The following is a 21,255-nucleotide window of genomic DNA, read 5'->3' as shown; positions in this document are numbered from 1 at the left end:
CGTCGGTCGGGATCACCGCTGCGCGGCGACCAGTTCCCGGGCCTCCTCGACCGTCTCCACCGCCGGTGGCGAACCCATCAGCGGCTTGCGGGCCGTCTCGGCCATCGTGAGCGCGGCGGCCAGGCCGACGGCCGCCGCGAGCATCATGTAGAAGGCCGGCATGTAGTCGTTGCCCGTCCCGTCGACCAGCGCCTCGGCCACGAACGGGGTGGTGCCGCCGAACAGCGAGACCGAGATGTTGAACGAGACGGACAGCGCCCCGGAGCGGATCTCGGTCGGGAACAGGGCGGGCAACGCGGCGGACATGGTGGCCAGGAAGCAGACCAGGACCAGGCCCAGGATGAGCAGGCCGATGAAGATCGGTACCAGGTCGCCCTGCTTGATCAGCACGAAGCACGGGATCGGCAGCACCATGAAGCCCACGCACCCGGCGATGATCACCGGCTTGCGGCCGATCCGGTCGGTCAGCCCGCCCAGCGGGTGGATCACCGCGAGCAGCACGATCATCACCACGACGATCTGCAGCAGGCCGTGCGTCTCGTTGTAGCCGAGGGTGTCGGAGAGATAGGTCGGCATGTACGACAGCAGCATGTAGTCGTTGATGTTGTACGCCGCGACCAGCGCGATACAGATGACCATCGCCCGCCGTTGCCCGAGGAAGATCCGCTTGAACTCGCGCACCGTCTCGTTCCCGTGCTCGCCCCCCTCCGCTTCCGCCTCGGTCGCGGCCGACTGCTCCATCACCTTCGCGAACGCCGGCGACTCCTCCAGCCGCAGCCGCAGGTACAGCCCGATCACCCCGATCGGGCCCGCCACCAGAAACGGGATGCGCCACCCCCACGTGCGCATCTCGTGGTCGCTGAGCACCGCCGTCAGCAGGGTGACCAGGCTCGCCGCCAGGATGTAGCCGATCAGCGTGCCGAACTCCAGGAAGCTGCCGTAGAACCCGCGCCGCTTGTCCGGCGCGTACTCGGCGATGAACGTACTCGCGCCGCCGTACTCGCCGCCCGCCGAGAATCCCTGGAGCATCCGGAACAGGACCAGCAGGATCGGCGCGACGAAGCCGATCGTGCCGTAGCTGGGGATCAGGCCGATGCACAACGTGCCGCTCGCCATCATCAGCATCGTGATCGCGAGCACCTTCTTGCGCCCGATCCGGTCGCCGAGCGGCCCGAAGAAGAAGCCGCCGAGCGGCCGGACCAGGAAGGCCGCGGCGAAGGTCGCGAACGAGGACAACGTCTGCGCGGTGTCGTTTCCCGAAGGGAAGAACACCTTTCCGATCGTGACCGCCATGTAGGCGTAGATGCCGAAGTCGTACCACTCCATGGCATTGCCGAGCATGGTCGCCTTGACCGCGGTGTCCACGGTCTTGGCGTCGACGACCGTGATGTCTTCCTCGCGCACCTGTCTCCCTCGTCCTGGAACCACCCCCGCGCTCCAGGTTGGGGCAGGTGGTCACGCGAAAGGGGACACGACACAGGCTTCCACGCAAAAAGCCCCGATCCACCCGAAGATCGGGCGAATCGGGGCTCGTGGACCCCCGAGCGGAGCGGAGTGTGCCCTCAGGCCGCGTCGAGCTTGAGGTCCTTGATCAGCTTGGCCACGTGGCCGGTCGCGCGGACGTTGTACAGCGCCCGCTCCACCTTGCCGTTCTCGTCCACCACGAACGTCGAGCGGATCACGCCCTTGACCGTCTTGCCGTACATGGTCTTCTCGCCGAAGGCGCCGTACGCCTCCAGCGTGCTCTTGTCCGGGTCGGCGACCAGCGTCACCGTGAGGTTCTCCTTCTCCCGGAACTTGCCGAGCTTCTCCGGCTTGTCCGGCGAGATGCCGACCACGTCGTAGCCCGCGCCCGCGAGCAGGTCCAGGTTGTCGGTGAAGTCGCACGCCTGCTTGGTGCAGCCCGGGGTCAGCGCGGCCGGGTAGAAGTACACGATGACCTTGCGGCCCGCGTAGTCGGACAGCGAGACGTCCTTGCCGTCGGCGTCGGACAGGGTGAAGGCGGGGGCGGTGTCGCCCGCCTGAAGACGGTCGCTCACGAAGAACTCCTCGGATCGCTCGGCACGTACGCCGCAACGCTAGCGCTGCGGTCGGACCCGTCCGGGCCCGGAGCCGCTCGGCACGCACGCGCGTCCCACCGGCGCGTCATTCGTCAACGCGAGGCAAAGAAGCATGCGCGCGCCCCTCTGTTGCCACCATCACCCAATTGCGAGGCTTTTGCAGTTGCGGCCGAAGGCCATAAAATCCCACAGCCGAATCCGGCATTTCGGGAGGGCCACATGCACATACCCAACGGGTTCATCGACGGCCCCGTATCCGCGGGAGCGGGCGTCGTCGCGGTCGCCGGGATCGCCGTCGGCCTGCGTGGCGCACGTCGCGAGCTGGACGAACGCACCGCGCCCCTGGCCGGCCTGGTCGCGGCCTTCGTCTTCGCCGTCCAGATGCTCAACTTTCCGGTCGCCGGCGGGACCAGCGGCCACCTGCTCGGTGGCACCCTGGCCGCGATCCTGGTCGGCCCGTACACCGGCATGTTGTGCGTGGCGGTGGTGCTGCTGATGCAGGGTCTGTTCTTCGCCGACGGTGGCCTGACCGCGCTCGGCCTGAACATCACCATCATGGGCATCGTGACCGTCGTGGTCGGCTACGGGCTCTTCCGCCTGGCGCTGGGCCTGCTGCCCGCGCGGCACTCGTCCGTACCCGTGGCCGCGTTCGTCGGCGCGCTGGTGTCGGTACCGGCCGCCGCCTGCGTGTTCACCGCGTTCTATGCGATCGGCGGGACCACCGACGTGTCGATCGGCAAGGTGGCCGGCGCGATGATCGGCGTGCACGTCCTGATCGGCATCGGCGAGGCGATCATCACCGCGGCCACCGTCTCCAGCGTGCTCGCGGTGCGACCCGACCTCGTCCACGGCGCGCGCGGCCTCGCGCGCCCGCTCGAACTGCGCTCGGCAGGGGGACCCCGATGACCCGCGTCCGTACCCGCACGTTGCTGATCGCGGGCGTCCTGCTCGCCCTGGTGCTGGCCGGCTTCGTCAGCTACTACGCGAGCCAGAGCCCGGACGGCCTGGAGAAGGTGTCCGCCGACAAGGGCATCGACACCAAGGAGCGGGACCACCAGTTCAAGGACGGCCCACTGGCCGACTACAGCGTCAAGGGGGTGCACAACGAGCGGCTCTCCGGCGGCCTGGCCGGCGTGATCGGCGTCGGCGCCACGCTGCTGGTGGGCACCGGCGTGTTCTGGTTGGTCCGCAAGCGCTCCACCGGCACCGACCCGGCGACCGCGCGCACGGCCGACTCCGCCGCCGGTTCCGGGGCCTGACCATGGCGGCGGGACACGGACATCGGCTCCACCGACCCGGCGACTCGCCGATCCACCGGCTGCCGCCGCACTGCAAGCTCCTCGCGCTGGTCGGTTTCGTGGTGGCCACGGTGTCCACGCCCCGGGATGCCTACTGGGCTTTCGCCGGGTACGCCGTGCTGCTCGCCGCGGTCGCCGCGCTCGCCCGGGTGCCCGCCGGATTCCTGCTGCGTCGCCTGCTGGTCGAGCTGCCGTTCGTGGGCTTCGCCGTACTGTTGCCGTTCGTCGCGAACGGGCCGCACGTCGAGGTGCTGGGCCTGTCGCTCAGCCGGGACGGCCTGCTCGGCGCCTGGAACATCATGGCCAAGGGCACCCTGGGGGTGGTCGCGGGCGTGTTGCTCGCGGCCACCACCGAACTGCGCGCCCTGCTCCTGGGCCTGCAGAAGTTGCGGATGCCGCCGCTGCTGATCCAGATCATGTCGTTCATGCTGCGCTACGGCGCGGTGATCACCGCCGAGATGGGCCGGATGCGGATCGCCCGCGAATCGCGCGGCTTCCTCGCGCGCGACCTGCGCCAGACCCCGGTGGTGGCCAAGTCCGCCGGCGCGCTGTTCATCCGCTCCTACGAGCGCGGCGAACGGGTGCACCTGGCGATGCTCAGCCGGGGTTACACCGGGACCATGCCGGTGCTCCTGGACACCCGGGCCACCCGCGCCCAGTGGGCCGCCGCCGCGGCACTGCCGGCGGCGGCGCTCGCGGTGTGGGCGGCGGCGCTGACCCTGTGAGGCGCCGACCCGATGTGCCGACCGACGGCGCCGACCCGATGAACGGAGTCCCCAGGTGAGTGACACCCCGGCCACCGCCCCCTCGCTGGTCGTCCGCGGCCTCGCCTACGCCTACCCCGACGGCCACCAGGCGCTGTACGGCGTCGACCTGACCATCGCGCGCGGCGAACGGGTCGCGCTGCTGGGCCCCAACGGCGCCGGCAAGACCACCCTGGTGCTGCACCTCAACGGCATCCTGACCGCCGGGGCCGGCACCGTCGAGGTGGCCGGTCTGCCGGTGGCGAAGGAGCATCTGCGCGAGATCCGCCGCCGGGTCGGCATCGTCTTCCAGGACCCGGACGACCAGCTCTTCATGCCCACCGTCCGCGAGGACGTCGCGTTCGGCCCGGCCAACCTGGGCCTGCGCGGCGCCGCGCTGGAGGAGCGCGTACAGGACGCGCTGGCCCGGGTGGGCATGGCCGGCTTCGCCGATCGGCCGCCGCACCACCTCAGCTACGGCCAGCGCCGCCGGGTCGCGGTGGCCACGGTGCTCGCGATGGAGCCGGAGATCCTGGTCCTGGACGAGCCGTCCTCGAACCTGGACCCGGCGAGCCGGCGCGAACTGGCCGAGGTACTCCGTTCGCTCGATGTCACCGTACTGATGGTGACCCACGACCTGCCCTACGCGTTGGAACTGTGTCCGCGCGCGACGGTGCTGGCGGGCGGCGTCGTGGTCGCCGACGGCGGCACCCGCGAGCTGCTCCTGGATCGCGACCTGATGGCCGCCCACCGACTGGAACTGCCGTACGGGTTCGACCCGTCGTCGGTCCCGGCCTGACCGCTCCCGGGCCGCCCGCCGGCGCCACGACACCCGGTTGACACGGGTGCGGGGATGTACCTGACAGACTTGGGGAACACACGAGCGCAGGGGCCGGAGAGGACGGGTTGTGAGCGACCACGGGCGGGAACTGTCTCCGGCGGAGTTGGAGCGGGAAGGCCGGGCGGCGTTGGGCCGTCCGGTGACGGCACACGCTGAGCGGAGTCGGGTGGAGTCGGTGAACGGTGCGCACAAGGCTGACGTTTCGAACGCCGAGCACAAGGACGGGAAGGCCGCCGACAAGCACACCGGCGGCGACCAGCCGGACCGGCGCTCGCCGCAGCAGATCGAGCGGGACATCGAGGCGGCCCGGGCCAGCCTGGCGGTGACGCTGGACGAGATCGTCGACCGGGTGAAGCCGGCCAACGTCGCGGCGCGCGCGAAGGACAAGGTGCGGGCCCAGTTCATCGACAGCGACACGGGCGCGCCGCGCAAGGAGCGCATCGTGCCGCTCGCGGGTGGGGTGGCGGGGCTGCTCCTGCTGGTCGTCCTGGTGAAGAGCCGGGGCAAGGCGGACAAGAACGTCAAGCCCGGCAAGGGCAAGAAGAAGCGCTGAGCCCGGGCGCGTCGACCCCGGGCACGTCCGCCGGGTCCGGTCCGGGACCGACCCCGGGCCCGGCCGAGGCCGAATCGACGCCGAACGGATCGGAACACCACACCTCCCGGTGACGCACGTTCGGCGTCGGACGGGTAGCTTGTCGAAGCGTGAGTTCCGACAGGTCCCAGTCTTCGAGCAACACCGCCCACCATCTCGGCGAGAAGCTGCCCATCCGCATGCTGCACGACCGTGTCCTGGTCCGCCAGGACGCGGCGGAGGGTGAGCGCCGCTCCGGCGGCGGCATCCTGATCCCCGCGACCGCACAGGTCGGCAAGCGGCTGGCGTGGGCCGAGGTGGTCGCGGTCGGCCAGAACGTCCGCACCGTCGAACCGGGCGATCGTGTCCTGTACGACCCCGAGGAGCGCGCCGAGGTCGAGGTGCGCGGCGTCCCGTACGTCCTGCTCCGCGAACGCGATCTGCACGCGGTCGCCGCCGAGCGCATCGAGGTCTCGGGCGAGGCCACCGGCCTCTACCTCTAGAACAAGGCCCGGTACCCCGCCCCAGCCCTGGGAACGACCACCGCACGGGCGCCACGAGAGCACCGCCGCATGACCGCCGAGAGATCTCCGAACAGCCGTACCGCCGGGTGGTGAGCCGACTCGCCACCCGGCGGTTTTGTCCTCCGGCGGCGCTTTCGCACGCCCGGAACGCACCCACTCGCACCGAGCGACTCACCCCTTGGGATGAACTCTTCTGCCAGGATGACCCGATCCGCACGAAGAGCCGGCCATGAGGAGAGGGACAGATGCCGCGACGTCGGATCTGGATAGCGGCGCTGTGCGCGGTCGCGCTGATGGGTTTCCTGGGCGGCGGCCTGGTCGGGGTGTTCGGCGGTGGCGACGGCAAGGCCGCCGGCGCGTCGGCGACCACGCCCGGCCCGAGCGGCTCCTCCCCGAGCCCGCCCGCCGCGGTCGCGGCGCAGATAACCACGGCGCCGCCGACCACCGCCGCGCCGACCTCGGCGTCACCGTCGCCGTCCAAGAGCGCGTCCGCCAAGCCGGTCCTGGCCTCGGGCAAGCGCTACGTGCTGACCCTGGCGGACGGCCGGGCGATGGACGTGAGCGGCGGCAGCGACCGGGATCGCGCACCGGTGATCGTGTACCCGGCGGGGCCGGGCAAGGCGAACCAGCAATGGGTGGTGCGCGACGCCGGCGACGGTTTCGTCCGGTTGCAGTCGGCGGACTCGCACAAGTGCCTGGAGGTGGCGGACGGTCGAGGGGCCCGGGCCTATCAGGACGACTGCGGCCGCGGCGACACCCAGTTGTGGAAGCCGCAGACCAGTGGCTCCGGGGTGGTGCTGCTCGCCCGCAACGGCTCCGCGCTGGGGCTGGCCGACCAGGTCAAGGGCCAACAGAGTCTGGCCCTGGTGCCGGCCGGCTCGGGAGCGGTCTGGCAGGCCGGCGCCGCGTGACCGGGCGCCGGACGGCAGGCCGGAATCGGCCGAGCCGCGCCGGCGATCGAACATGCCGAGGGACCGCCCGGGCCGGGCGGCGCCTGGGTGGTTCGCCCGGCCCGAACGGCGTCAGCCGCCGTTGAAGCCCTTCGAGACACGCGCGCCCAGGTCGGCGTCGACCTTCGTCCAGTAATCGATCACCCGGGGCAGCACCTCGGCGCTCACCGGCCCATCGCTCTTCATGTGCCCGACGATGTTGGCGACCAGGTGCTCCCGGTCCGTCTCGGACATCACGTGGCGCCACAGCGTGCCGGGCTGACCGAAGTCGTCGTCCTCGGCGTGCGGCCTGTAGGCGGAGCGCATGATCTCGCCGGTGACCGCGTAGTTCTCGTCCGTGTACAACTCCGGATTCGCCACCGGGCCGCCGTAGCTGTTCGGCGCGTACACCGGGTCGCCGTAGTTCTCGAACCGCATCGCGCCGTCCTTGTTGTACGAGTGGACCGGCACGATCGGGCGGTTGATCGGCAGCTGGAGGTAGTTCGGGCCGATCCGGTAGCGGTGCGTGTCCGGGTAGCTGAACAACCGGCCCTGGAGCATCTTGTCCGGGCTCGCGCCGATCCCGGGCACCAGGTTGGCCGGTTCGAACGAGGCCTGCTCGACCTCGGCGAAGTAGTCCGAGGGGTTGCGGTTCAAGGTCATCCGGCCGACCTCGATCAGCGGGTAGTCGCCGTGCGGCCACACCTTGGTCAGGTCGAACGGGTTGAACCGGTAGTTCGCGGCGTCCTCGAACGGCATCACCTGTACGTGCAGCGTCCAGGACGGGTGGTCGCCGCCGGTGATCGCGTCGCGCAGGTCGCGGATGTGGAAGTCGCGGTCCTCGCCGGCCTGCGCGGCGGCCTCGGCGTCGGTGAAGTTCTCGATGCCCTGGTCAGTCAGGAAGTGGTACTTGATCCAGAACTTCTCGCCGCCGGCGTTGACCCACATGAAGGTGTGGCTGCCGAAGCCGTGCATGTTGCGCCACGTCCTCGGGGTGCCCCGGTCGGACATCAGGAAGGTGACCTGGTGCGCGGACTCGGGCGAGAGCGTCCAGAAGTCCCACTGCATGTTGTGGTCGTGCAGGTGGGTGTCCGACCGGCGCTTCTGCGAGTGGATGAAGTCGGAGAACTTGCTCGGATCCCGGATGAAGAAGATCGGCGTGTTGTTGCCGACCAGGTCGTAGTTCCCGTGCCGGGTGTAGAACTTGATCGCGAAGCCGCGCGGGTCGCGCACGGTGTCGGGGAACCCGAGCTCACCGGCGACCGTCGAGAAGCGGATGAACATCGGCGTCTCGCGACCGGGCTGGAACAGGTCCGCCTTGGTGAATTGGCTGACGTCCCGGGTGACCTGGAAGATCCCGTGGGCGCCGCCCCCCTTCGCGTGCACCACCCGCTCCGGCACCCGCTCACGGTTGAACTGCGCCATCTTCTGGATGACGTAGTGGTCCTGGAGCAGCAACGGGCCGTCGGGTCCGACGGAGAGCGAGAACTCGTCGCTCGGGGCCGCGATACCCGCGTCGGTCGTGGTGGTCGGGCGTTCGGTCATCGCCAGTGTCCCTTTCGTGTGGTTCACGTGCCGGGTCTTGGAGCGCCGATTCCAACCTGGGTCCGAAATTGGAATGGGTCAAGACCTGTATGGCATCCAGTCCATGATCTTTCCGACTGTCCTTTATGCCCCGTGTGATCGTCTGCACGCCTGAGCCCTGGAACAGCGCGCAGTGCCCGCGGGTTGCAACTCAAAGCACCGGAGCGCAATCGGGTGGGCGGGAAACGGGCGAGAAAGAGGGACGCGGAGTGGACGCTGTGAAGTTGTCGGTACTGGACGTGGCGCCGGTGGGAACCGGGTACTCGGCGACCGAGGCGCTGCGTACGAGCACCGAGTTGGCGAAGCTGGCCGAGCGATGGGGATTCCACCGGTTCTGGGTGGCGGAACACCACAACATGCCCGGCATCGCCAGTTCGTCGCCGCCGGTGCTGCTCGCCCACCTGGCCGCGCACACCTCGACCCTGCGGCTGGGCTCGGGCGGCGTGATGTTGCCCAACCACGCGCCGCTCGTGGTCGCCGAGCAGTTCGGCACGCTCCAGGCGCTGCATCCCGGGCGAATCGACATCGGCATCGGCCGGGCCCCGGGCACCGATCAGGTCACCATGCGCGCGCTGCGGCGCGGCGGCGGGGCCGAGTCGGTCGAGGAGTTCCCGCAGGCGCTCGGCGAGCTGATCGGGTTCGTCACCGGGTCGTTCGCGGCGGACCACCCGTACGCGCGGATGCACGCGGTGCCCGGTCCCGCGTCCGGGATCGAGGCGGGAGGCGAGTTCGCGTCCGCCGAGGCACCGGTGTGGCTGCTGGGGTCCAGCGGCTACAGCGCGCAGTTGGCCGGGATCCTGGGCCTGCCGTTCGCGTTCGCGCATCACTTCAGCGGGCAGCACACGCTGCCCGCGCTCGAGTTGTACCGCGAGTCGTTCCAGCCCTCCGAGTCGCTCAAGGAGCCGTACTCGATGATCGCGGCCGGGGTGATCGCGGCCGACACGCACGAGGAGGCCGAGCGGCTCGCGTTGTCCCAGGCGTTGTCGATGTTGCGGCTGCGCGGCGGCAACCCCGGTCGGATGCCGTCGCCGGAGGAGGCCGAGGCCTACCCGTGGACGCCCGCCGAGCGGGAGTTCGTGGCGAACTACCGGCGCCAGCACATCTCGGGCGACCTGGCCGAGGTGCGGGCCGGCATGCGCGAACTGCGCGAGCGCACCAAGGTGGACGAATTGATGGTGATCAGCAACGTATACGGCCACGACGCGCGGATCCGCTCGTACGAGCTGATCGCGAAGGCGTGGGGACTGATCGAGGAGTGAGCGGCACCGGCCGGGTCGTGGGGGCGACCCGGCCGGTATCGGTGGCCTTCCCCGAAGGGCCCGGCCCGCCGCGGCGTGGTTCGCGTCGGGCGGCCCGAAGTCGCGCCGTTCACCGCACCGTGACGCCGATCCGGTGGTAGCCGGTCGCGCCGTCGGGGACCACGTCGGCGTTCTTGGCGGTCTGTACCGCGCCGGTGCCGTCCGTGGCCCGCACCCGCAGTACGTGCCTGCCCGGCGTCGCGTCCCACATCCAGCGGTATTGGCGCCAGGTGTCGGTGGTGGTCTGCGGCGCGAGCTCGGCGGGCTGCCACGGGCCCTCGTCGACTTGGATCTCGACCGCGGCGATGCCCCGGTGTTGCGCCCACGCGACGCCGGCGACCGGGACCCGGCCGGCGTTCACGGTGCCCCCGTCCCTGGGCGTGTCCAGCCGCGACTGGGTCTTGATCGGGGCCTGCCGGGCCCAGCCGAGCTTGACCCAGTAGGCGCTGAACGCGTCGAACCGGGTCACCTCGAGGTCCACGATCCACTTGCACGCGGACACGTAGCCGTACAGTCCCGGAACCACCATCCGGACCGGGAAGCCGTGCTTGATCGGCAGCGGCTCGCCGTTCATCGCGTACGCCAGCATCGCGTCACGCCCGTCGAGCACCTCGCGCAGCGGCGTGCCGATCGTCATGCCGTCCGGCGATCTGGAGACGATCTGATCGGCACCGGGCCGGATTCCCGCCTCACGCAGCAGGTCGGCCAGTGGGGTGCCCAGCCAGCGGGCGTTGCCGATCAGGTCGCCGCCGACCTCGTTGGACACGCAGGCCAGCGTGATGTCCCGCTCGATCGCGAGGCGGGCCCGCAACTGCGGGTAGTCCAGCCGGATTTCCCGGTCCACCAGGCCGTGGATACGCAACTGCCAGTCCTCGGCCCGAAGCTGCGGCACGGTGAACGCGGTGTCGATCCGGTAGAAGTCGGCGTGCGAGGTCAGGTACGGGGTCAGGCCGGGCTCGATCAAGCCGGGGCCGGCCGGCGCGGCCGCGCTGATCGGCGCGGGCAGGTTCCCCGCGACGGACGCGCGGGACCGCTCCGCGTTGAACCGGGCGTGCTGGAGCATCCGTCCGCCGAACCCGGTCACCGCGGCGACCGCGGCGGCGCCGACCAGGATCACCGTACGGCGCGAGGTGTCCGGGGCCGGTTCGCGCACGTCGTCCTCGGACGCGCCCGGCAGCGGGCGGGCGAGCGGGCGTCGGTCGACCAGGTCGGGCCGGGTCGACAGGATCAGCGCGAGCATCCCGAACAGCGTGCCGACCAGCACCGGGGCCAGGTCGGCGGGTGTGTACGAGGGGCGGTCGACGGCGGTCCAGGCCACGAAGGCACCGAGCGCGAGCACGCCGACGATCCCGTAGCGCAGCCGCCGGGCGGCGAGCGCACCGAGTCCGGCGGCGAACAGCGCGAGCAGCACGGTGATCACGGTCAGCAGGAACGCCTTGTCCGCGGTCCCGAAGGTGCGGATCGCCCATTCGCGCGGCCCCTGCGGCGCCCGGTCGGTGACCGCGCCGCTGATCGTCACGAACGGTGTGGCCTCCGGTCGCACGAACGCCGCGATCGCCTCGGCCACGCCGACCGCCACGGCCGCCGAGAGCACGCCCGCCAACGCGGCACCGGGCCATCCAGAACGCCGCACGACGCCACCTCACGCTCGGGAAAATCGGTTCGCGGAACAGCTCCTCCATCCTGACCCGCACGTGTCCTGGACGGGGGAATCCGCTGCTTACCGTTGTATGACGAAGCGTCAGGAGTCTGCCGGCCTTATTGCAAGTCGCTTGCAATACGCTTTCCGGGTTCCAGTCGCCGATCCGTCGGGAGAAGCCGTGAGCACCATCGACCGGGAGCGGTCCATATCCACCGCCGAACTGATCCGGGCCTGGGTCACCGGTTGGGCGGCGGCCCGATCGGTACCCGCGCCGGTCGAGGCGGCGGGCGGCTTCCGGCTCGACGTCGGATTGCCCGAGCACCGCGTGCGCTACGTGTTGCACGACGTCGGGCACGTGGCCGAGACGGCCCGGACCCGGACCGATCCCGGCACCTGGATCAAGAGCTTCGGCCCGCCCGAGCGGATCGGCCCCGAACTGACGCCCGCGTGGACGATCGGCGATCCGGAGTACGTGATGACCGGGCCCCTGCGGCAGGCCGCGGTGCTCCCGCCGAGCGGGTACACGATCGAGGTCGAGCCGGTGGGCGCGGTCGTGTTCGTGCGGTTGCTCGCCGGCGACGGCGCGGTCGCCGCGAGCGGGCGAATCGGGGTCACCGGGGAGACAGCCGTGGCCGACCAGATCCGGACCGACCCGGCGCACCGGCGTCGAGGACTGGGCAGCGTGCTGATGACCGCGCTCGGCGACGCCGCCGCCGAGCGCGGCGCCCGCACCGGGGTGCTGGTCGCCACCCCTGCCGGCCGGGCGTTGTACACCCGCCTGGGCTGGACGCTGTACGGCGTGCTCACCCCGGCCTGGATTCCGGAACCGGCGATCGCACCCGAGGCGGGGGTACCCGCCGCCGAGCCGAGCCTCGCGTCCTCCCCGGTTCAGGCCCGGCCCGCCCGGTAGGCCCGCTTCACCTCGGCCCAGCGTTCCCGGTCCGCCGGGCCGAGCAGGCCGCGCAGTTCGGCCAGCTTGAGCAGGTTGGCCTCGGCATCGGTGGTCAGCGTCTGTGCCTGCGCCGTGTAGTGGTCGTCCACGAGTGTGTCGACCTCGGCGTCGTCGAGCACCCGCAGGAGCCGCTCGGCCGGTCTGTTGGTGTCGTCCGGCCACGGGAAAAGCGCGGTCAAAGCGGAGTACTGGGCCAGCCCAGGATCCGGGCGCCCAGCGCGGCGGTCTCCAGGGTGTAGCGCTGGATCGCGTCGCCGGGGTCGTATCCGGTCAGCGTCCGGATCCGCTCCAGCCGGTAGGAGAGTGTGCGTACGCTGATCCGCAACCGGCGCGCGGCCTCGGCGTTGACGTAACCCGCCGCCGCACACGCGGTGATCGTCTCCAGGAGCGGGACCGCGCCGCCACGCGCCTGCACCAGCGGCCCCAGCGCGCTGCGAACCAGGTCGGACATCGCCGCGCGGTCGCGCATCAACACCGGGAAGACCAGCAGATCGGCCGCGTCGAGCACGGTCCCGGGCAGATCCAGCCGCACGGCCAGGTCGAGCGCGCCCAGCGCCTCCTCGTAGGAGAGCACCACGCCGCCCGCACCGGCGTGCGGCCGGCCCAGTGCGACCCGGTCGGCGCCCTCGCGGCCCGCGCCGCCGGCCGTCGCGTACTTCGCAAACGCGGTCAGCACCGACTGCTCGTCGTCCGCCGCGACGCACACGAGCCGGCCGTCCTTGGTGGTCAGCAACACGTCCCGTTCGCCGAACCGCCCGATCAGCTCGCGCTCGACCCGGCGGACCAGGGGGTGCGCCTCGTCATAGTCCGTCCCACCCACGGCGACCGCGACCACGTGCGTCCGGGCCAGCCGCAGCCCGAAGCGTTCGGCACGCTCGGCCAGCCGACCCAGGTCGCTGCGCCCGTACAGCAGGTCGTCGATGAACTCGCGCCGCGCGGCCTCCTCCTGGCGGACCGCCAGCCGTCGCGCGTGCTCGTGGCCGGCGCCGAGCGCGGCGATCGCCGCGTCCAAAGCGGCCAGCGCCGCGTCCCCGCCCCGGGCCGCCTCGGTCACACTCGCCGCCCGACCGATGCCCGGCAGCGTCCCCCAGGCCCGACGCGTCTCGCGCAGATACAGCCCGACCAGCGGACGCCAGTCGTACCCGGCCTCCCCGGCCCGCTCCCCCATCTCGGCCAGCGCGTGCAACTCGGCCCGCCGCAGCAGCCGTCCGGTCGCGGAAACCTCCCGCAACAACTCGGCCCATCCACCCACGAACTCGACGGGTATCCCCTCGTCGCTCTTCACGCCGCGTCCCCCCGAGGCCCCACCACGTTGCCGAATAGCAGCCAGGAAAACGCTACCAACCTTGCCGATTCCCGGCAGAGCGATGGCGATGGGGCAGCGGGGCACGCACCGACACGGTCCACGCGCGGATTGCCTCGACAGCGCGGCTGGGGCGACGCGCATTCCGGAGCGGCGGGCCGAACATCGAAGTGGTCGCCGAGACGGGCGACAAGAGGGCGACGAGACAGGCCACCCGACCACGACGCCGGCGTCGGCGTCGGCCTCGGCGCAGAGGTCGGATTCGGCGCGACCCGTCGGCCCGACCCCCGCCCGGTCGTCAGCCGATCAGTTCGGAGACGATCGGCGCCAGGGCACGAAACGCCTTGCCCCGGTGGCTGATCGCGTTCTTCTCGGCGGCGGTCAGCTCGGCGGCGGTGCGAGTGTCGTCGGCGACCAGGAGGATCGGGTCGTATCCGAAGCCGCCGGTGCCGCGCGGCTCGCGGGTCAAGGTGCCTTCGAACCGGCCCTCGACCACCCGCTCGGTGCCGTCCGGCAGCGCGAGCGCCGCCGCGCAGGCGAACCACGCGGCGCGGTGTTCGTCCGCGATGTCGGACAGTTGCGCGAGCAGCAACCGCAGGTTGGCCGTGTCGTCGCCGTGCGTGCCGGCCCAACGCGCGGAGAAGATACCGGGCATGCCGTTGAGCGCGGCCACGCACAGGCCCGAGTCGTCGGCGATCGCCGGGAGCCCCGTGGCCCGCGCGATGGCGTGGGCCTTGAGCAGGGCGTTGGCCGCGAAGGTGAGGCCGGTCTCGGGCACGTCGGGGACGTCCGGGTAGGCGTCCATGCCGACGAGTTCGACGTCGAGCCCGACGTCCCGGAGGATCTGCTGGAGCTCGACGACCTTGTTGGCGTTGCGGGTGGCGAGTACGAGACGGCTCATACGGCAAGCCTAGGACTCGTGGCGGCCGCGGATCGAATCCGGGCCGCCCTCGCGGACCGGTTACTTGACGCAGATCGTGGTCAGGTTCTTCGCGCCGTTGATCAGCGGCTGCACGTCGCTCGCGCCCAGACTGTCACCGTTGGCGGCCTTGGTGCTGAGCTGGGTGATCACGTCGCCGAGGCTGTTCGCGGCGTTCTTGGCGTCGTCCGAGTCCAGGTCCTTGGTCTTGTCGTCCAAGGTCTTCTGCAGGTTGTCGAGCGACTTCCGGGCAGCGGCCGGATCGTTGAGCACATTGCTCAGGTTGGAGATGTCGTTGGTCAGGTTGGTGGCCAGTTCGGCACACGAGATGGCCTGCTGCGCCTGCTCGCACGCGACGGTGGCGAACAGCGCGCCCGCCATGGCGGTGGCCGCGATCGTGGTGCGCAGGACCCGGCGGGGACGGAACGTGGCGCGGAACATGGAGCTCCTCGTCAGGGACGGGCTGATCGGCCCGGTCGTGGCGGGTGCTGATCGGGATGACCAGATGCCATGACCGTACTGGTGACCGGGCCCGCGCCGGGCCGACCGTGGCACACCCGGTGCGTGCCGGTTGCGCGTACGTGACACTCGCAACCGGCACGTGACCACCATTTGCAGTGGTATGCCCGGGAAAGCGAATTCGCGGTCGCGCCCGGACGGTTGCCGTATCGGTTCGGCTCAGGACTCCAGCGCGAGCTGCTGAAGCACCGTCAGTTCCTCGCAGCCCCGCGCACCGAGGTCGAGCAGGTTGTTCAGCAGCGCGCGATCGAAGGGCTCCTTCTCCGCGGTGCCCTGCACCTCGACGAAGCGTCCGTCACCGGTGCACACGATGTTCATGTCGGTGTCGGCCCGAACGTCCTCCTCGTAGGGAAGGTCGAGCATCGGCACGCCGTCGATGATCCCGACGCTGACCGCCGCCACCGAACCGACCAGTGGGTTGGCGCCTTTGCGGGTGAGCTTGTGCTCGCGCGCCCAGGTCACCGCGTCGGCCAGCGCGACGTACGCGCCGGTGATCGCCGCGGTCCGGGTGCCGCCGTCCGCCTGGAGCACGTCGCAGTCGAGGTGGATCGTGGTCTCGCCGAGCGCCTTGGTATCGATCACCGCGCGCAGCGAACGGCCGATCAGCCGCGAGATCTCGTGTGTACGCCCGCCGATCCGGCCCTTGACCGACTCGCGATCACCGCGCGTGTGGGTGGCGCGCGGCAACATCGAGTACTCGGCGGTGACCCAGCCCTCCCCACTGCCCTTGCGCCAGCGCGGCACGCCTTCGGTGACGCTCGCGGCGACCAGGACACGGGTACGGCCGAACTCGACGAGGACCGAGCCCTCGGCGTGGTCGAGCCACTTGCGCTGGAACGTGACGGGGCGAAGCTGGTCGGGGGTACGGCCGTCTACTCGTGACATGGACCCAGCCTAAGCGGTGGCACACACCCCTTCGGACCGGACACCCGGGCGGGCTCAGACCGTGTGCGAGGCGTCCGGCAGGGCCAGCTCGACGGCGCCGGTGAAGGTCTTGCGGGCGTCCTCGAGATTGCGCCCGCGGCTCGTCCACGGCGGGATGTGGGTAAGCAACAGCCTTCCCACGCCCGCCCGTTCGGCGTGTTCGCCGGCCTGGCGGCCGTTCAGGTGCACATGCGGCAGATTCTCCCGGCCGTGCTCGAACGACGCCTCGCACAGCAGCAGGTCGGCGCCGCGCGAGATCCGGACCAGGTCGTCGCTGACCCCGGTGTCGCCGGAGTAGACCAGCGACCGGCCGCCGGCCTCGATCCGGTAGGCGTACGACTCCACGGGATGCGGCATGCGGTCGGCGGTGATCCGGAACGGGCCGACCTCGAAGGTGCCGGTGACCACCGTGCGGAAGTCGAACACGTCGCCCATCCGCCCGTTGTCGATGGCGCCCTCGACGTCGTACGCGCGCGCGATCCGCTCGTGCGTGTCGGCCGGTCCGTACACCGACAGCGGGGGCAGTTCGCCGGACGGGCAGTATTTGCGGGCCACGAAGTAGCAGGCGAGGTCGAGGCAGTGGTCCGCGTGCAGATGGCTGAGCAGCACCGCGTCGATCGAGCCGAGCGTGGTGTGCCGTTGCAGCGCGCCGAGCGCGCCGTTGCCGAGGTCGATCAGGATGCGGACCCCGTCGGCTTCCAGGAGGTAGCACGAGCAGGGACTGTCCGGTCCGGGGAAGCTGCCGGAGCAGCCGACGACGGTGAGTTTCACGTGAGGGCTCCGAGCGCGTCGACGTGCGCGAGTTCGGGGCCGAGGAACCGGCGACCCACGTCGCGGAACTGGGCGGGATCGCCCGTGGTGAGGAATTGGTGCTCGGGCGCGGCCCGTCCGGTGTCACGCATCAGGCCGCCGGCCGCGAGTGCGCGGTAGACGTCCTTCGCGGTCTCCTCCGCGCTGGAGATCAGCGTGACCTGCTCCCCCACGACGTAGGAGATGACACCGGTGAGCAGCGGGTAGTGCGTGCAGCCGAGGATGAGGGTGTCCACGCCCTCGGACACGACCGGGTCGAGGTAACCCCGGGCGACCTTGAGCAGTTCGTCGCCGTTGGTCACCCCGCGCTCGACGAACTCGACGAAGCGCGGGCACGCCTGGGTGGTGAGGTTGATGTGCGGTGCGGCGGCGAACGCGTCCTCGTAGGCCATCGAGGTCTTCGTGGCCTGGGTCGAGATCACCCCGACCCGCCCGTTGCGAGTTGCCGCCGCGGCACGCCGGGTGGCCGGCTTGATCACCTCGACGACCGGCACCGCGTACCGCTCGCGCGCGTCCCGCAACATCGCGGCGGACGCGCTGTTGCAGGCTATGACCAGGAGTTTCACGCCCTCGTCCACGAGCCGGTCCAGGCATTCCAGCGCGTACCGACGAACCTCCGCGATCGGCCTCGGCCCGTAGGGCTGCCGCGCGGTGTCGCCGAGATAGCGGATCGGCTCGTTCGGAAGCTGGTCGAGCACGGCCCTGGCCACGGTCAGGCCACCAAAGCTCGAGTCGAAAATCCCGATCGGCGCGTCGTTGGATGCGAATGCCACCCCCTGAGAGTACGCAGAGGAGGGGTACGTCCCGGTGCACAACGGGCATGGGGGTGACCGACGTCATATCCAACCGCGCTGCGCGCGAGGCGGCTTCGCCACGCGGCCTCCGGCCGCCTGATCAAACGCGCTACGCGCGAACCGGCGGTTCCACCGCTCGTGGGCACGGATGAACGCGCTACGCGCGAACCGGCGGCCCCGCCGCTCTCTTCGCAAGCTCGTCGATCACTGGTCGACGATCAAGTCGTCGGCGCTGACGCGCCGGGGGGTGTGCCGAGTTGGCGTCGCGGTCGGGGCGGCCGCGTGTGTGGGCGGCCGCCCCGTCGTTTCGGCGTCGCCGGCCGGCAACGGGGCGGGCCGGTGGACGAGTTGTCGCGATGTCCAGAACGAACCGGTGACCCCGCGGTGGGTCGGCCCGTTGCCCCGACGCGCGAGCGGCTCAGCCGGCGTTGATCGCGCCGGCGGCGAATACGCGGGCGGGCGGACGGGAGAGCCACCACGCGGAAGCGAGGTGCACGGTCGCGCCCAGGCTGCCGCCGATCGCCATGCCGGTGATGCCCTGTTCGATCCCGATCATCGCGTCGCCCAGTTGCGCGACGCCGGCCACGACCAGGATCGGCGTCAGGCCCCGGTCGGCGCGCCGGGCGAGGAGGTAGAGCAGGCCCGCGGCGAGCGGGACGGCGCGAACGCCGTACGCCTGCGCGTACATGTGCATTCCGTCGCTCACCTCGGTCCCGGGCACCGACAGGATCCCCGGGTCGACCATGCCGAGCACCGCCGAGCCCGCCGAGCCCAGCGCCATCACCGCATTGAGAAGCAGCACCGCACGCCGCATGACTTCACTTCCTGAATGATTCGAACTCTGAATGATTCTCCCAGGTTATTATGCAAACCATGAAAGATGTCAAGGGTCAGGGTCCGCTGACGAGCACGGTCACGTTCCGCCTGGGCACCATCGGCGCGATCGTCACCGAGCGCTTCACCGAACAGGTCCAGGCGTACGGCCTCAAACCCAAACAGGTCGGCCTGATGGCGGTCCTGGCCGCCGGCGCCGCCGACTCACAGCAGGAGATCGCCCGCACGATGGGGGTCGCACCCAGCCTGGTGGTCAGCCTCGCCGACCAACTCGAAGAGCTCGGCGCGATCCGCCGCGAACGCGACCCCGCCGACCGCCGCCGCCAAGTCCTGACCCTCACCGACCACGGCCATACCCTCCTCGCCGAGTGCACCACCGCCGCCCACATCCTCGACGAGGCCCTCACCGCCCACCTGACCCCCGCCGCCCGTCAGGCCCTACAGCAGGCCCTGACCACCCTCGCCGCCCAATCCGGCCTCCCCACCTGACCGATTCCCAAGCGCCTCGCGCTCCAGGAGTGCCATGCGCAAGTTCGTCGCCGCCCCCGACATCACCGAGTTCTTCAAACTCGGCGATGAACCGCGACGACATCGATGAGCATGCGACGCGGGGGGACGCCGGTATGGGCCTCCGCCGATGCAACGACCTTGCGCACGACCGGCGGCACGCAGACCGTCCGGCACGGCCCACCCACCGGCACGTCCTGGCCCGTCCCCCCTGAACCCGGGTCCGCCCGTCCCGGATGCCCCATCGGCCGCGAGCAGCCGTCCCCCGCACGACCCGAAGCGATCCCTTTGTCGCTGTCCACCACCCGATGCGCCTCAACCGCCTCCGTGAGCGGCAGCCGCACGTGCGCGTGCCCCGCAGCCAAACCCGCCGGAGCGCGCCACCACGGCCCACCCGCGGCACACCCCCGAAAAACCGAACGCCCCCGGCGCCCGAAGGCGGCCCGGGGGCGATCGAAGAAGACCCGGCACGAAGAAGACCCGGCACAAAGGCTCAGTCGGAGCCTCGGACCACGCTACTCAAGCCCAAAGCTGACCCTGAAGACCCTCCACCGCGGCCTCCGTGCTCTCGGCCGTGTAGATGCCGGTGGACAGATACTTCCAACCCGCGTCCGCGATCACGAAGGCGATGTCGGCCGACTCCCCCGCCTTGACCGCCTTGCGCGCGATCCCGAGGGCCGCGTGCAGCACCGCGCCGGTCGAGATGCCCGCGAAGATGCCTTCCTTCTCCAGCAGTTCCCGGGTACGCCGGACCGCGTCGGCGGAGCCCACCGAATAGCGCGTGGTCAGCACGTCGGCGTCGTACAGCTCCGGCACGAAGCCCTCGTCGAGGTTGCGCAGGCCGTACACGACGTCGTCGTAGCGCGGTTCGGCCGCCACGATGGTCACTCCCGGGACCTTCTCGCGCAGGTAGCGGCCGACCCCCATCAGCGTGCCGGTGGTGCCCAGACCGGCCACGAAGTGGGTGATCGTGGGCAGGTCCTCGAGCAGTTCGGGGCCGGTCGTGGCGTAGTGCGCGTCCGGATTGGCCGGATTGCCGTACTGGTACAACATCACCCAGTCGGGATTCTCGGCCGCGAGTTCCTTGGCCACCCGGACCGCCGTGTTGGAGCCACCCGCCGCGGGCGACCCGATGATCCGCGCGCCCCACATGCGCAGCAGTTCGCGGCGCTCCTCGGAGGTGTTCTCCGGCATCACGCAGACGATTTGATAGCCCTTGAGCTTGGCCGCCATCGCCAACGCGATGCCGGTGTTGCCCGAGGTCGGCTCCAGGATCGTGCAACCGGGGGTGAGCAGCCCGTCGCGCTCGGCCGCCTCGATCATGTGCAGGGCCGGACGGTCCTTGATCGAACCGGTCGGGTTGCGGTCCTCCAGCTTGGCCCACACCCGCACGGTCGGCGACGGCGACAGCGTCGGCAGGCCGACCAGCGGGGTGCGGCCGACCGAATCGAGCAACGATTCGTAACGCATCAGATCGCGCCGCCGGCGACCGCCGGAAGAATGGTGACCGTGTCGCCGTCGTCCAACTTGGTGCCGAGGCCGCCGGTGAAGCGCACGTCCTCGTCGTTGAGGTAGACGTTGACGAAGCGGCGCAACTCGCCGTTCTCCTCCACCAGTCGTCCCCGAACTCCCGGGTGCCGGGCCTCCAGGTCGACCAGCAGGTCGGCGAGGGTGGCACCCGCGCCGGGCACCGCCTTGGCGCCGTCGGTGTAGGTACGAAGGATGGTCGGGATGCGGACCTCGATGGCCATGGATGCGCTCCTCTGGTGGTGACGCGTACGGAGAGAACGCAGTCCGGACGCGGGCCGCACCCTTGACGCTCCAGCGGGGACGGTGGAGACCGTGGGGCGGGGATCGTTCGCGTGCGCCGGTGCTGCGGGACGTGCCTGCTGCCTGGGGTGCCTGGTGGGCCGATCCGGTAGCGGATCAGCTCACGCGCGCAGCGCGACAGAGGGCGCTGGAGAGTCGGCACAGATCGACGTGCAGGCGTGCGACGAGAAGCGCGCCCGGGGCACCGCCCGCTACCGCTTCCGTCATATTCACGCCCGCATAACGCATATGGTCATGCTAGCCATTCCATCGAGAGGCTCCGATGTGATCTCGCATGCCGGAACATGCCATACCGACAGGTGAGACACAGCCCGACGGCAATACCCGACGAATCGGGCATTCGCTCCGAAATAACCCGTCCCTCGGCCTTCGA

The 21,255-nt window shown here is 70.7% G+C and carries 23 protein-coding genes and 1 pseudogene; 9 read left to right on the top strand and 15 right to left on the bottom strand.

Translation table 11 applies throughout. The features are described from left to right. Positions 1-12: 12 nt before the first annotated feature. Positions 13-1,428: a glycine betaine/L-proline transporter ProP gene (gene proP / locus ACZ4FV_RS14870; protein ID WP_395863288.1), complete on the bottom strand. Its 1,416-nt coding sequence runs from the start codon at positions 1,426-1,428 to the stop codon at positions 13-15. Between the two features lie 134 nt (positions 1,429-1,562). After that, the gene (bcp, locus tag ACZ4FV_RS14865) at positions 1,563-2,039 is read right to left on the bottom strand and encodes a thioredoxin-dependent thiol peroxidase (protein WP_395863290.1); all 477 of its coding nucleotides are present in this window, start codon (positions 2,037-2,039) and stop codon (positions 1,563-1,565) included. 240 nt (positions 2,040-2,279) lie between these two features. Between bcp and ACZ4FV_RS14860 the strand changes: the two are divergent. From ACZ4FV_RS14860 to ACZ4FV_RS14835, 6 genes and pseudogenes are all read left to right on the top strand, one after another. After that, positions 2,280-3,319: pseudogene (locus tag ACZ4FV_RS14860) on the top strand (energy-coupling factor ABC transporter permease). A 2-nt stretch (positions 3,320-3,321) separates the two neighbouring features. Next, positions 3,322-4,083, top strand: a complete 762-nt coding sequence (gene cbiQ / locus ACZ4FV_RS14855) for a cobalt ECF transporter T component CbiQ (protein WP_395863292.1) — start codon at positions 3,322-3,324, stop codon at positions 4,081-4,083. Between the two features lie 55 nt (positions 4,084-4,138). Continuing rightward, positions 4,139-4,900: an energy-coupling factor ABC transporter ATP-binding protein gene (locus ACZ4FV_RS14850; RefSeq protein ID WP_395863294.1), complete on the top strand. Its 762-nt coding sequence runs from the start codon at positions 4,139-4,141 to the stop codon at positions 4,898-4,900. 109 nt (positions 4,901-5,009) lie between these two features. Further along, on the top strand, positions 5,010-5,495 hold the full coding sequence (locus tag ACZ4FV_RS14845; protein WP_395863296.1) for a DUF3618 domain-containing protein: 486 nt from the start codon (positions 5,010-5,012) through the stop codon (positions 5,493-5,495). A 218-nt stretch (positions 5,496-5,713) separates the two neighbouring features. Continuing rightward, positions 5,714-6,016, top strand: a complete 303-nt coding sequence (locus ACZ4FV_RS14840; protein ID WP_052173837.1) for a GroES family chaperonin — start codon at positions 5,714-5,716, stop codon at positions 6,014-6,016. Between the two features lie 266 nt (positions 6,017-6,282). Next, a complete protein-coding gene (locus tag ACZ4FV_RS14835; RefSeq protein ID WP_465322730.1) occupies positions 6,283-6,948 on the top strand; it encodes an RICIN domain-containing protein in 666 nt (221 codons plus the stop codon). 111 nt (positions 6,949-7,059) lie between these two features. Here ACZ4FV_RS14835 and ACZ4FV_RS14830 read toward each other — a convergent pair whose 3' ends face one another. After that, positions 7,060-8,511 carry a catalase gene (locus tag ACZ4FV_RS14830; RefSeq protein WP_465322729.1) on the bottom strand — a complete coding sequence of 484 codons (1,452 nt, stop codon included), beginning with the start codon at positions 8,509-8,511 and terminating at the stop codon, positions 7,060-7,062. Positions 8,512-8,768: 257 nt separating this feature from the next. Here ACZ4FV_RS14830 and ACZ4FV_RS14825 point away from each other — a divergent pair, with 257 nt between their 5' ends. Next, on the top strand, positions 8,769-9,809 hold the full coding sequence (locus tag ACZ4FV_RS14825) for an LLM class flavin-dependent oxidoreductase (protein WP_395863478.1): 1,041 nt from the start codon (positions 8,769-8,771) through the stop codon (positions 9,807-9,809). 109 nt (positions 9,810-9,918) lie between these two features. On the opposite strand, the gene ACZ4FV_RS14820 is transcribed toward ACZ4FV_RS14825, so the two are convergent. Next, positions 9,919-11,481, bottom strand: coding sequence for a molybdopterin-dependent oxidoreductase (locus ACZ4FV_RS14820; protein WP_465322728.1), 1,563 nt, complete (start codon positions 11,479-11,481; stop codon positions 9,919-9,921). Between the two features lie 187 nt (positions 11,482-11,668). On the opposite strand from ACZ4FV_RS14820, the gene ACZ4FV_RS14815 reads away from it, so the two are divergent. Next, positions 11,669-12,400, top strand: coding sequence for a GNAT family N-acetyltransferase (locus tag ACZ4FV_RS14815; RefSeq protein WP_395863305.1), 732 nt, complete (start codon positions 11,669-11,671; stop codon positions 12,398-12,400). Here ACZ4FV_RS14815 and ACZ4FV_RS14810 read toward each other — a convergent pair. The 8 genes from ACZ4FV_RS14810 to ACZ4FV_RS14775 form a co-directional block, all read right to left on the bottom strand. Further along, positions 12,379-12,621, bottom strand: coding sequence for a hypothetical protein (locus ACZ4FV_RS14810; protein WP_465322727.1), 243 nt, complete (start codon positions 12,619-12,621; stop codon positions 12,379-12,381). The two genes, ACZ4FV_RS14815 and ACZ4FV_RS14810, sit on opposite strands and share 22 nt — an antisense overlap. After that, positions 12,618-13,727 (bottom strand): PucR family transcriptional regulator, encoded by a 1,110-nt coding sequence (locus ACZ4FV_RS14805; RefSeq protein WP_465322726.1) that lies wholly within the window; start codon positions 13,725-13,727, stop codon positions 12,618-12,620. The genes ACZ4FV_RS14810 and ACZ4FV_RS14805 overlap by 4 nt, the downstream gene beginning before the upstream one ends. 316 nt (positions 13,728-14,043) lie before the next feature. Next, positions 14,044-14,646 (bottom strand): RdgB/HAM1 family non-canonical purine NTP pyrophosphatase, encoded by a 603-nt coding sequence (rdgB, locus tag ACZ4FV_RS14800; protein WP_395863314.1) that lies wholly within the window; start codon positions 14,644-14,646, stop codon positions 14,044-14,046. Between the two features lie 60 nt (positions 14,647-14,706). After that, on the bottom strand, positions 14,707-15,105 hold the full coding sequence (locus tag ACZ4FV_RS14795) for a hypothetical protein (RefSeq protein ID WP_395863316.1): 399 nt from the start codon (positions 15,103-15,105) through the stop codon (positions 14,707-14,709). A 237-nt stretch (positions 15,106-15,342) separates the two neighbouring features. Continuing rightward, the gene (gene rph / locus ACZ4FV_RS14790) at positions 15,343-16,068 is read right to left on the bottom strand and encodes a ribonuclease PH (protein WP_395863318.1); all 726 of its coding nucleotides are present in this window, start codon (positions 16,066-16,068) and stop codon (positions 15,343-15,345) included. A 54-nt stretch (positions 16,069-16,122) separates the two neighbouring features. Next, positions 16,123-16,878, bottom strand: a complete 756-nt coding sequence (locus ACZ4FV_RS14785; RefSeq protein ID WP_465322725.1) for an MBL fold metallo-hydrolase — start codon at positions 16,876-16,878, stop codon at positions 16,123-16,125. Next, entirely contained in the window at positions 16,875-17,690 is an 816-nt protein-coding gene (gene murI / locus ACZ4FV_RS14780; protein ID WP_395863322.1) for a glutamate racemase, read from the bottom strand. Before murI ends, ACZ4FV_RS14785 begins: the two co-directional genes overlap by 4 nt. Before the next feature lie 439 nt (positions 17,691-18,129). Further along, a complete protein-coding gene (locus ACZ4FV_RS14775; RefSeq protein ID WP_465322724.1) occupies positions 18,130-18,513 on the bottom strand; it encodes a hypothetical protein in 384 nt (127 codons plus the stop codon). Positions 18,514-18,584: 71 nt separating this feature from the next. Here ACZ4FV_RS14775 and ACZ4FV_RS14770 point away from each other — a divergent pair, with 71 nt between their 5' ends. Further along, on the top strand, positions 18,585-19,034 hold the full coding sequence (locus ACZ4FV_RS14770; RefSeq protein ID WP_395863326.1) for a MarR family winged helix-turn-helix transcriptional regulator: 450 nt from the start codon (positions 18,585-18,587) through the stop codon (positions 19,032-19,034). Between the two features lie 537 nt (positions 19,035-19,571). Here ACZ4FV_RS14770 and ACZ4FV_RS14765 read toward each other — a convergent pair. The 3 genes from ACZ4FV_RS14765 to ACZ4FV_RS14755 form a co-directional block, all read right to left on the bottom strand. Then, a complete protein-coding gene (locus ACZ4FV_RS14765) occupies positions 19,572-20,522 on the bottom strand; it encodes a PLP-dependent cysteine synthase family protein (RefSeq protein ID WP_395863329.1) in 951 nt (316 codons plus the stop codon). After that, positions 20,522-20,803, bottom strand: coding sequence for a MoaD/ThiS family protein (locus ACZ4FV_RS14760; RefSeq protein WP_395863331.1), 282 nt, complete (start codon positions 20,801-20,803; stop codon positions 20,522-20,524). The genes ACZ4FV_RS14765 and ACZ4FV_RS14760 overlap by 1 nt, the downstream gene beginning before the upstream one ends. A gap of 175 nt (positions 20,804-20,978) precedes the next feature. Further along, the gene (locus ACZ4FV_RS14755) at positions 20,979-21,089 is read right to left on the bottom strand and encodes a putative leader peptide (protein WP_395863480.1); all 111 of its coding nucleotides are present in this window, start codon (positions 21,087-21,089) and stop codon (positions 20,979-20,981) included. Between the last annotated feature and the right edge of the window lie 166 nt (positions 21,090-21,255).

Source organism: Embleya sp. NPDC025285 (assembly GCF_055558835.1).
This window is presented reverse-complemented; position numbering and strand designations above follow the sequence as displayed.

Bases quoted from the DNA above. Each gene is read 5' to 3' on its own strand.
- cbiQ (WP_395863292.1), top strand. From the start codon at position 3,322: ATGGCGGCGGGACACGGACATCGGCTCCACCGACCCGGCGACTCGCCG.
- ACZ4FV_RS14840 (WP_052173837.1), top strand. From the start codon at position 5,714: ATGCTGCACGACCGTGTCCTGGTCCGCCAGGACGCGGCGGAGGGTGAG.
- ACZ4FV_RS14835 (WP_465322730.1), top strand. From the start codon at position 6,283: ATGCCGCGACGTCGGATCTGGATAGCGGCGCTGTGCGCGGTCGCGCTG.
- ACZ4FV_RS14830 (WP_465322729.1), bottom strand. From the start codon at position 8,511: ATGACCGAACGCCCGACCACCACGACCGACGCGGGTATCGCGGCCCCG.
- rdgB (WP_395863314.1), bottom strand. From the start codon at position 14,646: ATGAGCCGTCTCGTACTCGCCACCCGCAACGCCAACAAGGTCGTCGAG.
- ACZ4FV_RS14795 (WP_395863316.1), bottom strand. From the start codon at position 15,105: ATGTTCCGCGCCACGTTCCGTCCCCGCCGGGTCCTGCGCACCACGATC.
- rph (WP_395863318.1), bottom strand. From the start codon at position 16,068: ATGTCACGAGTAGACGGCCGTACCCCCGACCAGCTTCGCCCCGTCACG.
- ACZ4FV_RS14770 (WP_395863326.1), top strand. From the start codon at position 18,585: ATGAAAGATGTCAAGGGTCAGGGTCCGCTGACGAGCACGGTCACGTTC.
- ACZ4FV_RS14765 (WP_395863329.1), bottom strand. From the start codon at position 20,522: ATGCGTTACGAATCGTTGCTCGATTCGGTCGGCCGCACCCCGCTGGTC.
- ACZ4FV_RS14760 (WP_395863331.1), bottom strand. From the start codon at position 20,803: ATGGCCATCGAGGTCCGCATCCCGACCATCCTTCGTACCTACACCGAC.
- ACZ4FV_RS14755 (WP_395863480.1), bottom strand. From the start codon at position 21,089: ATGACGGAAGCGGTAGCGGGCGGTGCCCCGGGCGCGCTTCTCGTCGCA.